Origin of the sequence: Nocardiopsis potens DSM 45234 (assembly GCF_000341105.1) — a bacterium.
GTDB classification, from domain to species: Bacteria; Actinomycetota; Actinomycetes; order Streptosporangiales; family Streptosporangiaceae; genus Nocardiopsis_A; species Nocardiopsis_A potens.
On the sequence record NZ_ANBB01000021.1, the window covers coordinates 26,353 to 40,744 of the forward strand.

Here is a 14,392-nt window from a genome sequence, read left to right on the forward strand (position 1 = left end):
TGACGGCCCCGGAACGCCGAGATCATCGCCGGGGGCGGGGCGGGAGCCCCGGATCCGGCGGAGAACGGAGACGGTATGCGCGCGATCACCATCGATGAACCGGGCGGGCCGGAGGCGCTCCGGCTCACCGAGGCCGACCCGCCCGATCCGGGCCCCGGCGAGGTCGCCGTGGACGTGGCGGCGGCCGGCGTCAACTTCATCGACATCTACCAGCGCAGCGGCCTGTACCCGATGCCGATGCCGCTGACTCCCGGGGTGGAGGCGGCGGGCACCGTCGCCGCCCTCGGCGAGGGCGTCACCGGCCTGGCGGTGGGGCAGCCGGTCGGCTGGACCGGGGAGCCCGGCGGCTACGCCGAGCGGGCGGTGGTCCGCGCCGACCGGGTGGTGCCGGTCCCCGAGGGGGTCGGCGCCGAGCAGGCCGCGGCCGTGCTGCTGCAGGGCATGACCGCGCACTACCTGACGCACTCCACCTACCCGGTCCGCGAGGGCGACACGGTGCTGGTGCACGCCGCGGCCGGCGGCACCGGCCTGCTGCTGGTGCAGATGGCCAGGCTCCGCGGGGCGCGGGTGATCGGCACCGTCTCCACTCCGGCCAAGGAGGAGCTGGCCCGCGCGGCCGGCGCCGACGAGGTCATCCGGTACGGCGAGCCGGGCACCGACGTGGCGGCGGCGGTGCGCGGGATGACCGGCGGGGCCGGGGTGCCGGTGGTCTACGACGGGGTGGGCGCCTCGACCTTCGAGGCCAGCCTGGGAGCGCTGCGCCGGCGCGGCATGCTGGTGCTGTTCGGGCAGTCCAGCGGGCCGGTCCCGCCGTTCGACCCGCAGCGGCTGAACGGGGCGGGCGGGCTGTTCCTCACCCGGCCCTCGCTGGCGCACTACACCGCGGACCGCGCCGAGCTGCTGGACCGCGCCGCCGACGTGTTCGGCATGGTGGGCCGGGGCGACCTGGAGGTGCGCATCGGCGGCCGCTACCCGCTGGCCGAGGCCGCCCGCGCCCAGCAGGACCTCGCCTCCCGGCGCACCACCGGCAAGCTGGTGCTGCTCACCCGGGACTGACCCGCGGCCGGGGCCGCGCGGGCGCCCGCGCGGCCCCGGGCGGCGTCACTGCCCGGTGCGCCCCTGCTCGGGGACGGCCCCGCCGGCCGCCGCGGCCTGGGCCGCCTGGCGGGCGTTCTCCACCGCGGCGGCCGCGCTCTCCGCGGCCTCCTCGGCGGCGACCCGCGCCCCGTCGCCGGAGGTGAGCTCCGGGGTGGCGGTCTCCTCCGGCCCGCCGCCCTGGGACGGCGGCCCCGCGGCCGACCCCCCGGCCTCGCCGGAGAAGGCCTTGGTGACGTTCTGGATCGCCGAGGTGAGCTCGCCGGGGATCACCCAGAACGTGTTGCCATCGCCGTTGGCCAGGTGCGGCAGGGTCTCCAGGTACTTGTAGGCGAGGAGCTTGGGGTCGGCGTCGTTCTGGTGCACCGCCCGGAAGACCCGCTCGACCGCCTGCGCCTCGCCGTCGGCGCGCAGGATCCGCGCCTGCTGGTCGCCCTGGGCCTCCAGGATGGCCTGCTGGCGGGCGCCCTCGGCGGTGAGGATGCGGGACTGCCGCTCGCCCTCGGCGTGCAGGACCACGGCGCGCTTGTCCCGCTCGGCCCGCATCTGCTTCTCCATCGCCTCCTTGATGGAGGGCGGCGGGTCGATCGCCTTGATCTCCACCCGGTTGGCGCGGATGCCCCACTTGCCGGTCGCCTCGTCCAGCACGCTGCGCAGCCGGGTGTTGATCTCCTCGCGGGAGGTGAGGGTCCGCTCCAGGTCCATGCCGCCGATGACGTTGCGCAGCGTGGTGACGGTGAGCTGGTCGATGGCCTGCAGGTAGTTGGCGACCTCGTAGGCGGCCGCCCGGGGGTCGGTGATCTGGTAGTAGAGCACCGTGTCGATGTTGACGACCAGGTTGTCCTCGGTGATGACCGGCTGGGGCCGGGAGGAGAACACCTGCTCGCGCAGGTCGTACTTGGTGTTGACCCGGTCCACGAACGGGATGATGAAGTTCAGTCCGGGTTGGAGGGTGCGCTGGTAGCGGCCGAAGCGCTCGATGTTGTAGGCGCGCGCCTGCGGAACGATCCGCACCGTGGAGACCACGAGGAGCACCACGAGGGCCGCCAGGACGATGAACAGGATTTCCGGTCCCATGGGTCTCTACCTGCCCTGCGAGTCGGAGCTGCGGGTCGGGCGGGGCGCCTGGCCGGCGGTCACGGCAGGGCCTCGCGGGGGTACACGACGGCGGTCGCCCCGTCGATCTCCATCACGTCCACGTGCGTGCCGGCCGGGATGACGTGGTCCTCGTCGAGGGCGCGCGCGGACCACTCCTCCCCGGAGAGCTTGATCAGCCCGTGGTCGCCGGTGACCTCCTCGATGACCACGCCGGACTTGCCGATCAGGGCGGCGGTGCCGGAGGCCAGCAGCGGCGGCTGGCGCAGGTGGCGGCGGGCGATGGGGCGGACCACCAGCACGCCCGCGGCCGACGCGGTGACGAAGGCGATCACCTGGGCCGCGACCCCCATGCCGAGCGCGCCCACGACGGCGGCGACCAGTGCCGCGACCGCGAGCAGGCCGAGCGACAGGGTGAGGGTGAGGGCCTCGGCGATGCCGAGGGCGACGGCGGCGACGATCCAGAGGATCCACAGCGGCATGTACGGCCTCCCGTCCTGCGGGATACCCCTAAGGTACCCCGCGCCCTCGTTCGGCCACACGTCCTCCCGGCGGGTTATCGGGCCGGGTTCGCGGGCGTCCGGAAAAGCGGGGGCCGGGCGCGGCGGGGACACCGCGCCCGGCCGGGGCCGGTCCCGGTCCGGCGGCGGGCCGGACCGGGCCGGGGTCAGCCGCGCCCTCCCTCGAACTCGACGACCATCTGGTAGGTGGGGCGGTTCTGCCAGGCGATCGGCCACATGTTGATCCCGCCGAGCGGCTGGTGCACCACGGTGTCCGCGGCCAGCTGGTCGCCGCCCGGGTAGATCTCCTCGGCCGGGGTGGCGGCCGCGTCGGCGAGGGTGTCGACGAGCAGGGTCCGGCACTCGCCGGCGTCGCCGCCGCCGCAGTACTGCTCGCCCAGCGGGCCCTCGACCTCCTCGCCGAGCACCGAGCGGAGGTCCTTGTCCACGTAGGACCACCAGCCGTACTGGTAGGCGGAGCCCTTGTGCCCGCCGTCGCCGAACGGCGTCTCGCCCACCTGGACCGCGCGGGTCAGCTCGGTGTAGAGGCCCTCGCCCAGGCCCGGCTCGAACTGGGCGGAGACCAGCAGCGGCCACCAGGCGTCCATGATCCGGATCGCCTCGGAGTGCTCGTAGGAGCCGTCGTCCCGCGCGGCCTCCCGGCGCGGCGCGCCGGCCTCCTCCCAGGCGGTGAGGGCGGCCACCGCCCCGGCCACCTCCGGGTCGGAGGTGTCGGCGTCCTCCAGGGCGCGGAGCAGGACCGGGAGCACCTGCTCGCCGCGGAGGTCGGTGTGGCCGGCCTCCATCATCACTCGGGTCAGCGAGGACTTGGTGAAGTCGTGGCCCTCCTCGATGAGCGCGGAGACCCGGCCGTCGAGCAGGTCGCCCCGGTGCACCGGGCCGCTGCCCCAGCCGGCGGTGTAGCCGCGGCCGACCTTGTTGTTCCAGTTGACCAGGTAGTCCTGGCCGATGGTGTTGGGGTGCTGCTCGGGCGGGGTGTAGTCGGCCCCGTTGTGCTCGGGGTCCCAGCCCTGCCAGCCCGCCTCGGAGCCGGCGGCGATCGGCAGGTTGGGATCGGTGCCCTCGGTGCGGACCGGGTTGGCCCCGGAGTTCATGAACGCGATCTCCTCGGCGTCGGCGTAGTGCCAGTTGAAGGCGTAGCCGATGTCGCCGGCGGCCTCTTGGAATGCCTCGGCCGAGGTGATCGTCTCCGGCTCGTTGAACTGCTGGAAGCCGATGATCGAGTCGACCTCGCGCATGTAGGTGGAGCGGCGCTGGACGAAGGCGACCGGGTCGCCGTCCACCGTGGCGAACGATTCGACCAGGCCGTACTCCGAGCGCAGCGCGGTGAGCCGGTAGGAGCCGGCCGGCGTCTGGTCGGCCACCGTGGGCTCCCAGGCGTTCTCCACGGTCAGCTCCTCGAAGCCGGTGCAGGAGCCGTCCTCGGCGATGTAGCCGCGGGAGGAGGTGTCGGGGGCGGAGCCGTCCGGTTCGCACAGGTCGACGGCGAAGGTGTCGGTGATGTCCTGCCCGGCGGAGGTGGCGCTCCAGGCGTAGTCGGTGCCGCGCCCCATCTGCACGTAGAAGCTGGTGCCGGGGAAGGACGCGCCGCGGGCGCTGATCCCGGGGCCCTGCAGCTCCTGGACCATGAGCAGCTGCGGGGAGAAGTAGCCGGTCTGCGGGCCCATCACGGCGACCGGGCTGCCGCTGGCGGTGTGCTCGCCGGAGACCAGCAGCGCGTTGGACATGCCGCGCGGCTCGGCCAGGTCGGCGGGGAGGACGCCCTCGTTGAAGATGCCCTCGGCGGCCTCCAGGTCGCCCTCCTCGGCCTTGGTCTCCAGCTGCTCCTGCTTCTTCGCGGGGAGGTCGGAGACCTGCTCACCGCCCTCGGCGGTGCTCTCCTCCGAGGCGGCGGCCTGGGCGGAGGCGCCGCCGGCGGCCGATCCCTGCTCGTCGTGGACGATGTCGTAGGGCTCGACCGAGCCCTCGTCCGGCAGCACCCGGCCGACCGGGTCCTCGGGGGTCCCGGAGTAGGGGAAGTCGCCGTCCACGGTCACCGTGGCCTCGGGGTCGTTCTCCATCCGCCAGTCCTGCCAGAGCTCGGCGCCCTTCTCCGCGCCGTACTGCTTCTGGAAGGCGAGCTTGATGACGGCGGACTGCACCTCGCCGCCGCCCCCGCCGCCGAACAGCGCGCCGACCATCGAGGCGATGCCGACGATGTCGGTGGGCTTGAAGTGCTCGATCTCGCCTTCCTGGGTGACCGCGTTCTTGTGCCCGGTCAGCACGTACTCGCCGGGGTAGTCGTTGCGCTCCTGCGAGGCGTCGATGTAGGCGTTGATGCCCTCGATGTAGGAGTCGACGTCGGCCAGCGCCTGCGCGCCGCGCTCGCCGGAGGCGGCGACCCGGTCGATCTGGGCCTGCTTGTCCTCTTCGGTGTAGGGGGCGGTGCGCCACAGCATCTGCTCGAAGGAGCGGTTGCCCTCGGCTCCGCCGGCGAACGGGGTGAGCTCCCCCCGCCCCAGGTTGCGCAGCACGTCCATGAGGAAGAGGCGGTCCTCGGCGACGGCGTACCCGGCGCCGAACATGGTGCCCTCGCGGGTCTCGCCGTAGATGTGCGGGACGCCGTAGGAGTCGTCGCGGACGATGGTCACGTCTCCGCGCGGGCTGTACTCGCGGCCGACGTCGCCCTCGGCGACGCCGAACGAGGCGTCCATGAAGTAGGAGTCGAGCCCGGCGTCGTCCAGCCCCTGGTAGTCGTGGAGCAGGTCGTCGTACATGTCCAGCTGGTCGGAGGAGTGCGCCGGACGGGTGCCGAACATCTGGTTGCCCAGGATCTCGACCAGGGTGGCGTTGCCGTTCTGGCCGGGCGGGAGGATGTCGTGGCAGCCGTTCTCGCCGCAGTGGTCCTCGACCGCGGCCATCAGGGCCGCGGCATCCGGTCCGTCCGCCGCGGCCGACGGGGCGGCGGCGAGTGATGTCGCGCAGATGACCGCCAGCGCGGCGGCGGTCCTGCGTCGAACGTGGTGTGCCATGGGGAGTCGCACCTCGATCGGCGGGGGATCACAGGGGTCGTGCACGACGCGTCGTCGGCAGATTACGCACGCCCGCGGCTTTCGCGAAAGACTTTCACGTTCCCCGCTTCACCGCTCCCCGCGCCCGCCTTCCGGCCCCCGGGGGCGGCCGCCGCCCGGGACCCATGCCGCTACCAGCGGTAACACCGACCACTCCGCCACCCCGCATGTGACCGGAGGCACAGCGGGCCGGGGTGGCCGAATGCGGCCACCCCGGCCCGGTTCAGATCCCTTGCGCCCGCCGGACGCGATCGGCTAAAGCCCCGGCCGGGCGGGTCAGTCGTCGCCCTCCAGCTCCCCCTCCATCCGGAGGTAGGTCTCCCGGAGCCGCTCCAGCACGTCCTCCTCCGGCTCCTCCCACAGCCCGCGCTCGGCGGCCTCCAGCAGCCGCTCGGAGATGCCGCGCAGCGCCCACGGGTTGGACTCCTCCAGGAAGTCCCGGTTCTCCGGGTCGAACACGTAGGTCTCGGCGAGCGTCCGGTACATCCAGTCGTCGACCACGCCGGCCGTCGCGTCGTAGCCGAAGAGGTAGTCCACCGTGGCGGCCAGCTCGAACGCGCCCTTGTAGCCGTGCCGGCGCATCGCCGCGATCCACCGCGGGTTGACCACCCTGGCCCGGAAGACCCGGCGGGTCTCCTCGCCCAGGGTCCGCGTCTTGACCTGGTCCGGCACCGCGGAGTCGCCGATGTAGGCGGCAGGGGACTCCCCCGTCAGCCGGCGCACCATGGCGACCATCCCGCCGTGGTACTGGAAGTAGTCGTCGGAGTCGACGATGTCGTGCTCGCGGGTGTCCTGGTTCTTCGCCGCGACCGCGATCCGGCGGAACGACGCCTCCATGTCCGGGCGGCGCTCGGCGCCGTCCAGCCCCCGCCCGTAGGCGTAGCCGCCCCACACCGCGTAGACCTCGGCCAGGTCTGCGTCGTCGCGCCAGTTGCGCGCGTCGATCAGCGGCAGCAGCCCGGCCCCGTAGGCGCCCGGCTTGGAGCCGAAGATGCGGGTGGTGGCGCGCCGCCAGTCGCCGTGGCCGGCGTGGTCGGCGAGCGCGTGCGCCCGGCAGTAGTTGGACTCCTCCGGCTCGTCCAGCCCGGCCACCGCGCTGATCGCGTCGTCGATCAACCCGATGACGTGCGGGAAGGCGTCCCGGAAGAAGCCGGAGACGCGCAGCGTGACGTCGATCCGCGGCCGGCCCAGCTCCTCCAGCGGGACGATCTCGAAGCCGGTCACCCGCCGGGAGGCGTCGTCCCAGGTGGGCCTGGTCCCCAGCAGCGCCAGCACCTCGGCGACGTCGTCGCCCTGGGTGCGCATCGCCGCGGTGCCCCACACCGTGATCCCGACCGAGCGGGGGTAGGAGCCGGTGTCCGCCAGGTGCCGGGCGACCAGCGAGTCGGCCAGCGCCTGGCCCACGTCCCAGGAGTTGCGGGAGGGGATCGCCTTGGGGTCGACCGAGTAGAAGTTGCGGCCGGTCGGCAGCACGTTGACCAGGCCCCGGGTGGGCGAGCCGGAGGGCCCCGCCGGGACGTGCCCGCCGTCCAGGGCGTGCAGCACCGCGTCGATCTCGGCGCCGGTCGCGGCCAGCCGCGGCACCACCTCCTCGGCGGCGAAGACCAGCACCCGGACCGCGTCGGCGAGCGCGGTCCGCTCCGCGCCGCCGGCGGCCCCGCCCAGCGCCTCGGCGACCACCGGCTCGGCGCGCCCGGCCTCCCAGCCGGCCCCCTCCATCGCCTCCACCAGCCTGCGGGCCACCGCCTCCAGCAGGTCGACCGCGTCCGCGGCGGTGCGGGCCGGCCCGTCCTCCAGCGCGGCGAGCTCCTTGGGCACCTCGATCCGGGCGCCCGGGTCGGCCAGCAGCGCCTTCTCCTCCAGGCCGAAGCGGCGGGCCAGCGCCGCGCGCAGCCCGGGGAGCGCGCCCGCCGTGCCCGCCCACACCTGCGCGGCCCGCAGCACCGCGAGCACCAGGTTGACCCGGGCCTCCCCCTCGGGGGCCGCGCCCAGCACGTGCAGGCCGTCCCGGATCTGCACGTCCTTGATCTCGCACAGGTAGCCGTCGACGTGCATGACGAAGTCGTCGAACTCGTCCTCGCCCGGCATGTCCTCCTGGTGCAGGTCGTGGTGGAGCTCGGCGCTCTTGATCAGCGTCCAGATCTGCGCGCGCAGCGCCGGCGCCTTGTCCGGGTCCAAGTCGCTGACCAGGGCGTACTCGTCGAGGAGCTGCTCCAGCCTGGCGATGTCGCCGTAGGTGTCGGCGCGCGCCATCGGCGGCACCAGGTGGTCCACCACGGTGGCGTGCCCGCGCCGCTTCGCCTGGGTCCCCTCGCCCGGGTCGTTCACGATGAACGGGTAGACCAGCGGGAGGTTCCCGAGCACCGCGTCCGGGGCGTCCTCGGCCGCCATGCCCAGCCCCTTGCCGGGCAGCCACTCCAGGGTGCCGTGCTTGCCCAGGTGCACCACGGCGTCGGCGCCGAAGCCGCCCTGGGCGCGCGGGCCCTCCAGCCACCGGTAGGCGGCCAGGTAGTGGTGCGAGGGCGGCAGGTCCGGGTCGTGGTAGATGGCGATCGGGTTCTCGCCGAAGCCCCGCGGCGGCTGGATCATCAGCACCAGGTTGCCGAACCGGAGCGAGGCCAGCACGATCTCCGGGCGGCCGCGCGAGTCGTCCACGTAGAGCTCGCCCGGCGGCTCGCCCCAGTGCTCCCGGACGGAGTCGCGCAGCCCGGCGGGGAGCGCCTCGAACCAGCGGGTGTAGTCCTCCAGCGGGACCCGGGCGCCGGCGGAGGCGAGCTGCTCCTCGGTGAGCCACTCCACGTCGTGCCCGCCGGCCGCGATCAGCGCGTGGATGAGCGGGTCGCCGTCGTCCTCGCGGCGGTCCTCTCCGGGCCCCGGCCGGCGCCACAGCGCATCGTCCGGGCCGAGGTCGTACCCGCGCTCGGCGAGCAGCCGGAACAGCCGGACCGCCGAGGCGGGGGTGTCCAGCCCGACGGCGTTGCCGACCCGGGAGTGCTTGGTGGGGTAGGAGGAGAGCACCACGCCCAGGCGGCGCTCGGCCGGCGGCACCGCGCGCAGCCGGGCGTGCCGGACCGCGATCCCGGCCACCCGGGCGGCCCGCTCCGGGTCGGCCCGGTAGACCGGGACCGACCCCTCGGCCAGTTCCTTGAAGGAGAACGGGACGGTGATCAGCCGGCCGTCGAACTCCGGGATGGCCACCTGCATGCCGGCGTCCATCGGGGTGAGCGCCGCGTCGGAGGCCTGCCACTGCTCCCGGGTGGAGGTGAGCACCAGGCCCTGGACGATCGGCACGTCCAGCGCGGCGAGCGCGCCCGCGTCCCAGGCGTCCTCGTCGCCGCCGCCGCTGGCGTCGGCGGCGACCGCCCCGCCCGCGGCCAGCACCGTGGTGACCACCGCGTCGGCCCGGCCGAGCAGCTCGAACAGGCCTGGGGAGTTCTCCGCGTCCAGCCCGCGCAGCGAACCGGAGAACACCGGGAGCGGCTCTCCCCCGGCCGCCTCGATCGCGTCGCACAGCACGTCGACGAAGGAGGTGTTGCCGGACAGCTCGTGCGCCCGGTAGAAGACCACCGCCACCACCGGCCGCGCGCCGGCCGCCGGCGCGCCCTCCCGGGGCGGCCGCTCGTGCACCCCGTACTCGGGCATCTTCGCCGGCGGGGCGAAGCCCTCCCCGGTGAGCAGCAGCGTGTCGGAGAGGAACCGGGCCAGCCGGCGCAGGTTCTCCACCCCGCCCTCGGCCAGGTAGGCGTGGGCCTCGGTGGCCACCCCGGCGGGGACCGTGGAGGCCGCGATCATCTCCGCGTCCACCGCGGCCTCGCCGCCCAGGGCCACCAGCGGGACGCCGCCGGCCCGCAGCGCGGCCATCCCCTCCGGCCAGAACTCGGTTCCGCCGAGGAGCCGCACGACGGCGATGTCGACCCCCTCCAGCAGCGCGGGGACCTCGCCCGCGGGGGTCCGCGCCGGGTTGGCGGTGCGGTACCCGGCCTCGGCCGCCTGTGCGGCGAGGAGCTCGGTGTCCGCGGTGGACAGCAGCAGAATGGTGGCCACACTCGGTCCTTCGTGTCGTTCCGGGGTCCGCGCCCCGGTGCCGATCGGATGCTCGCGCACCGCGAAGTCTCCTGGCTCGGGGCTCACCGCGCCTCCCGGGCCTTCCCGCCGGCGGTGCCGGCGGTGGCGCGCGTCCGGGGGCGCTCCTCCCTCACAGTTGCGGGACAGCCACGGCTTCCAGGCCGGATCCGGCCAGGCCCCGCCATCCGGGGCACCGTGTTCCTTCGCGGCACGTACCGCCTCATCTTCGCAGAGTCCCCTCCCCGGCCCGCCTCCGGCCGCCGGAACGCCTTTGCCCGAGCGGGTCCCATCCGGTGGAGGGCTTTGCGACAATCGGCGCATGACCCAGTACCCCCACCCCCCTTCCGGGCCCGGTGACCCCTATCAGCGGCCTCCCGGAACCGACCCCTACGGCCAGCCGGTGTACGGGCCGCCCCCGCAGAGCTCGGGGGAGATCGTCCCCGTGCAGGCGGGCGGCTACGAGTCGCCGATGGCCCCGGCCCCGGCCGGCGGGCCGACGCTCACCACCATCGGCGACATCGCCGTCACCCAGACCGAGGTGATCACCCCCGCGGGGCGGTTCCCGATCAAGGGCTCGGTGTGGACCGTCACCGACATGTCCCGGGTGGAGAAGACCACCCCGGTCTGGGCGATCATCGTGGCGATCCTGGTCTTCTGGTGGACCTGCCTGCTCGGCCTGCTGTTCCTGCTGGTGAAGGAGGAGCGGGTCACCGGCCACATCCAGGTGACCGTGCAGGGCGGCGGGATGTACCACTCCACGATGGTCCCCGCCCAGAACAGGGCCACCGGCGCCAACGTCGCCCAGCAGGTGAACTACGCCCGCTCGCTCGCCGCCTAGCCGCGGCCGCCGCGGCCCCCGGCGCCCGCGCCGAGGCCCCCGGCGGGGCCGCCCGCACGCCCCGCCGGAGAGGCCGGCGGCCCCGGTCGGCGGAGAGGCTCACCCCCCGCCCGGCCCGGGGTCGGCGGTATCCTCAGCCGCCGCGGTGAGCCGGTCCAGCACGGTCTCGCGGACGAACGGGGCGAGCGCCCTGCCGTCCGCAGCCTCCTTCAGCGCGGCGAGCTCCTCGTCGGTGAACGCGACGCCGAGCGCGGAGCCGGCCCCGCGCACCGGCCGCAGTCCGAGCATCTTCCGGTGCAGCCGCTCCAGCGCCTCCGCCGGGATCGGGCCGTAGCAGGCCTCCAGGTGGGCGAGCCAGTCGCGCATCTCGGTCCACCGGGCGCAGCGCCCGGCCAGGAGGTACAGGTAGGCCTCGATGGAGCGGCCGCCAGCGGCGCGCTCCAGCTCGGCGCGGGTCATCGGGTCCAGGTCGAGCACGATCCGGTGCGGCGGCCCGCCCTCCGCCCCGGGCAGGGCGGTGCGGTCGGCGGTGCAGTCGGTTCCGGTGGTGGTCACAGAGGGCCTCCGAACTTGGAAGGAGCAGGGGCGCTCCGGCCCCGCGGGCCGGATCCCGGCGGCGGCGTCCTTCTCGTCGGGGCCCCTGTCCGCGCTGTGCCCGGCCCTCTTCCCACCCGGTCCGCCACCGGTCGGGGACCACGTTAGGCCACCGCGCGACGGAGCGCCACCGCCCGTCCACAGTCCGTTGTCCACAGCCCCGGCCTGCGGCCGCCGGCGGCCGCGCTCCGGTCCTCCGGGGGCTCAGCGCCGGGGCGGCCCGCCCGGCGGGACCACCGGGAGGCCTGCGGGGGCGCCCTGCTCCAGCAGGCGCAGCACCGCACCGGTGTCCATGTGCTCCGCGACCAGGTCGCCCAGCGCGTCCAGGCGGGCGGCGCGGGCGGCCGCGAAGTCGGTGCCGGGGGCGGGGCGGAACGCGCTCCCCGCCGCGGCGGCCACGTCGGCGAGGAAGGCCCGGCGGAACCCGTCGTTCTCGAAGGCGCCGTGCCAGGTGGTCCCCCACACCGCGCCGCTCCGGCAGCCGTCCAGGAACGGCTCCGGCGCCCCGGCGTCGGACCAGTCGGTCTCCACCCGGCCGTGGTGGATCTCGTAGGCCCGGACGTCCTCGCCGTAGGCGGTGCCGCGCGGCCGGGCCAGGGTCTTCTCCGCCGCGAAGCGGACCGCCGCGGGCAGCAGGCCGAGCCCCGGCACGGTCCCGGCCCCCGATTCCACGTCGTCGGTGATGGTGCGGGCGAGCATCTGGAACCCGCCGCAGATGCCCAGCACCGGGCGGCCCCGGCGGGCCCGGTCTGCGACGGCGGCGTCCAGTCCGCGCCCGCGCATCCAGTCCAGGTCGGCCACGGTGGCCCGGCTGCCGGGCAGGATCACCAGGTCGGCGCCGTCCAGCTCGTGCGGGGCGGTGGCGAACCGGACGTCCACCCCCGGTTCGACGGTGAGCGCGTCGACGTCGGTGAAGTTGCTGATCCGCGGGGTGCGCACCACCGCCACCCGCAGGGCGGTCCCGGTGACCGGCGGCGCGGCGGGCCCCCGGTCCACGCTGAGCGCCAGCGAGTCCTCGACGTCCAGCCACAGCCCGTCCAGCCAGGGCAGCACCCCTAGCACCGGGCGCCCGGTGAGGTCGCGGAGCATGTCCAGGCCGGGTTCGAGCAGCTCCCGCGCGCCGCGGAACTTGTTCACCGCGAACCCGGCGATCAGCGCCTGGTCCGCCGGCTCCAGCAGGGCCAGGGTGCCGTGCATCGCCGCGAACACCCCGCCCCGGTCGATGTCGCCGACCAGCAGCACCGGCAGGTCCGCCGCGCGCGCCAGGCCCATGTTGGCGATGTCCCCGTCGCGCAGGTTGATCTCCGCCGGGCTGCCCGCGCCCTCGCAGATCACCGCGTCGTAGTCGGCGCGCAGCTCGGCCAGCGACTCCAGCGCCACCTCGCGCAGCCGCTCCTTGTAGTCCCGGTAGCTCAGCGCGTCGGCCTCGCCGATCGGCCGCCCGCGCACCACGACCTGGCTGCTCCGGTCGCCGCCGGGTTTGAGCAGCACCGGGTTCATCGCCGCGCACGGCTCCACCCCGGCCGCGGCGGCCTGCATGGCCTGCGCCCGGCCGATCTCCGCGCCGTCCGGGGCGACCACCGAGTTGAGCGACATGTTCTGCGCCTTGAACGGCGCGACCTTCACCCCCTGCCGGGCCAGCCACCGGCACAGCCCGGCGGTGACCACGCTCTTGCCCGCGTCGGAGGTGGTGCCCGCGACGAGCAGCGCCGGGGCGGCGCCTCCCGCCCCGCTCACCGCCGCCCCCTTCCGCGGTGCGCGCCGGGCGCCCGCTCAGGGATCCCGGCCGCGGCGAGCGCGGCCAGGCCGGCCGAGGCGGCGTCCACGATGCCGGCCAGCCGGATCGCGCGGCGCAGGTCGGCGGGGCCGGGAGGCCGCCCGTCGCCCAGTTCGGGGCGGTGCTCGACCCGGTCGCCGTACCGGTTGGCGCCGCCCAGGCGCAGGTCCAGGGCGCCGGCGAAGGCCGCCTCGCAGTGGCCGGCGTTGGGGCTGGGATGGCGGTGCCCGTACCGGGCGGTGACCGCCAGGGCGCGCCGGGCGTCCCCGCCGACCAGCGGCGCGGCGGCGCAGGCCAGCAGCGCGGTGAGCCGGGCCGGCGCCCACCCCGCGACGTCGTCCAGGCGCGCCGAGGCCGAGCCGAACCGCTGGTAGCGCTCGGAGCGGTGGCCGACCATGGCGTCCAGGGTGTTGGCCGCACGGTGGCCGAGCAGTCCGGGCAGGCCCAGCAGGGCGCCCCACACGTGCCCGCCGACGGCCGCGTCCGAGGTGTTCTCCGCGACCGACTCGACGGCGGCGCGGGCGATCCCCTTGCCGTCCAGGGCGGAGGGGTCCCGCCCGCACAGCCCGGGCAGCCTGCGGCGGGCCTCGTCGAGGTCGCCCGCCTCCAGGGCATCGGCGATCCGCCCGGCCTCCCTGCGCAGCATGGCGCCGCCGGAGACCGCCCAGGTGCCCGCGGCGGTGGCCGCGGCGCGCGCCCCCGGGCCGGACGCCCGCTCGGCCAGTGCCCCCAGCGCGGCGGCGGAGCCCACCGCCGCGGCGGTGAACAGGGCGCCGCTCGCCCGCGACGGCCGGTACAGCGCCCGCTCCAGGCGGGCCGCCGCGGCCCCGAACAGCGCGACGGGGTGCCCCCGCCTCGGGTCGGGCACGGCCCGGTCGAGCACGGCCCCGGTGATCAGACCCGCGGCGCGCGCGCCGCCGTCCGCCCTCTGCTTCGTCACGGCACAACGGTAGCGCCACCGCGCCCTGCTCCCCCGCACCACGATCAGGCCAAGTGGCGGCAAAGCCGGTTTGCCCGGACACCCGGGGGAGCATGATCACCGCACGCGTCGCGCCCTCCCCGCCGTACGCACGGACCGGCCCCGTCCGGACGGGACGGAGAGGAGGAGCGGATGACGCTGCTGTCGGCCTTCGAGGCCCTCGCCGTCCTGGGCGTCTGGTGGATCTTCTGACCTCCGGGACCCCCGCCGGGCGCCGCCCCGCCCCTCTGACTCGGCGAAACGCCCCCGACCTGCACCACGACAAGGGTTAATCACGGGTAACGTGTGGTCCGACGCCGATACCCGTCGTTTTGGTGAAGCCCGAGCACTAACGAGGCGCAACTACGATTGGCCGCAGTTGCTCTTGCTTTGCCCATC

9 protein-coding genes and 1 riboswitch are annotated in these 14,392 nt (G+C 75.1%); of the genes, 2 read left to right on the forward strand and 7 right to left on the reverse strand.

Annotated features, from left to right (window positions below; translation table 11 throughout):
• Positions 1–75: 75 nt before the first annotated feature.
• Positions 76–1,056, forward strand: a complete 981-nt coding sequence (locus tag D459_RS0107745; RefSeq protein ID WP_017592424.1) for a quinone oxidoreductase family protein — start codon at positions 76–78, stop codon at positions 1,054–1,056.
• A 45-nt stretch (positions 1,057–1,101) separates the two neighbouring features.
• On the opposite strand, the gene D459_RS0107750 is transcribed toward D459_RS0107745, so the two are convergent.
• The 4 genes from D459_RS0107750 to cobN all read right to left on the reverse strand — a co-directional run bounded on the left by D459_RS0107750 (position 1,102) and on the right by cobN (position 9,805).
• Positions 1,102–2,172: an SPFH domain-containing protein gene (locus D459_RS0107750; protein ID WP_017592425.1), complete on the reverse strand. Its 1,071-nt coding sequence runs from the start codon at positions 2,170–2,172 to the stop codon at positions 1,102–1,104.
• Between the two features lie 59 nt (positions 2,173–2,231).
• Positions 2,232–2,672 carry an NfeD family protein gene (locus D459_RS0107755; RefSeq protein WP_017592426.1) on the reverse strand — a complete coding sequence of 147 codons (441 nt, stop codon included), beginning with the start codon at positions 2,670–2,672 and terminating at the stop codon, positions 2,232–2,234.
• A gap of 185 nt (positions 2,673–2,857) precedes the next feature.
• Positions 2,858–5,722 (reverse strand): penicillin acylase family protein, encoded by a 2,865-nt coding sequence (locus tag D459_RS0107760; protein WP_026120165.1) that lies wholly within the window; start codon positions 5,720–5,722, stop codon positions 2,858–2,860.
• A gap of 315 nt (positions 5,723–6,037) precedes the next feature.
• Positions 6,038–9,805 (reverse strand): cobaltochelatase subunit CobN, encoded by a 3,768-nt coding sequence (gene cobN / locus D459_RS0107765; RefSeq protein WP_017592428.1) that lies wholly within the window; start codon positions 9,803–9,805, stop codon positions 6,038–6,040.
• 64 nt (positions 9,806–9,869) lie between these two features.
• A riboswitch (cobalamin riboswitch) is annotated at positions 9,870–10,030 on the reverse strand.
• Positions 10,031–10,145: 115 nt separating this feature from the next.
• Here cobN and D459_RS0107770 point away from each other — a divergent pair.
• On the forward strand, positions 10,146–10,664 hold the full coding sequence (locus D459_RS0107770) for a hypothetical protein (protein WP_026120166.1): 519 nt from the start codon (positions 10,146–10,148) through the stop codon (positions 10,662–10,664).
• A gap of 99 nt (positions 10,665–10,763) precedes the next feature.
• On the opposite strand, the gene D459_RS0107775 is transcribed toward D459_RS0107770, so the two are convergent.
• The 3 genes from D459_RS0107775 to D459_RS0107785 form a co-directional block, all read right to left on the reverse strand.
• Entirely contained in the window at positions 10,764–11,219 is a 456-nt protein-coding gene (locus D459_RS0107775) for a hypothetical protein (protein ID WP_017592430.1), read from the reverse strand.
• Positions 11,220–11,462: 243 nt separating this feature from the next.
• The gene (locus D459_RS0107780) at positions 11,463–12,995 is read right to left on the reverse strand and encodes a cobyric acid synthase (RefSeq protein WP_017592431.1); all 1,533 of its coding nucleotides are present in this window, start codon (positions 12,993–12,995) and stop codon (positions 11,463–11,465) included.
• Positions 12,992–13,975 carry a cobalamin biosynthesis protein gene (locus D459_RS0107785; protein WP_017592432.1) on the reverse strand — a complete coding sequence of 328 codons (984 nt, stop codon included), beginning with the start codon at positions 13,973–13,975 and terminating at the stop codon, positions 12,992–12,994. Before D459_RS0107785 ends, D459_RS0107780 begins: the two co-directional genes overlap by 4 nt.
• Positions 13,976–14,392 lie beyond the last annotated feature (417 nt).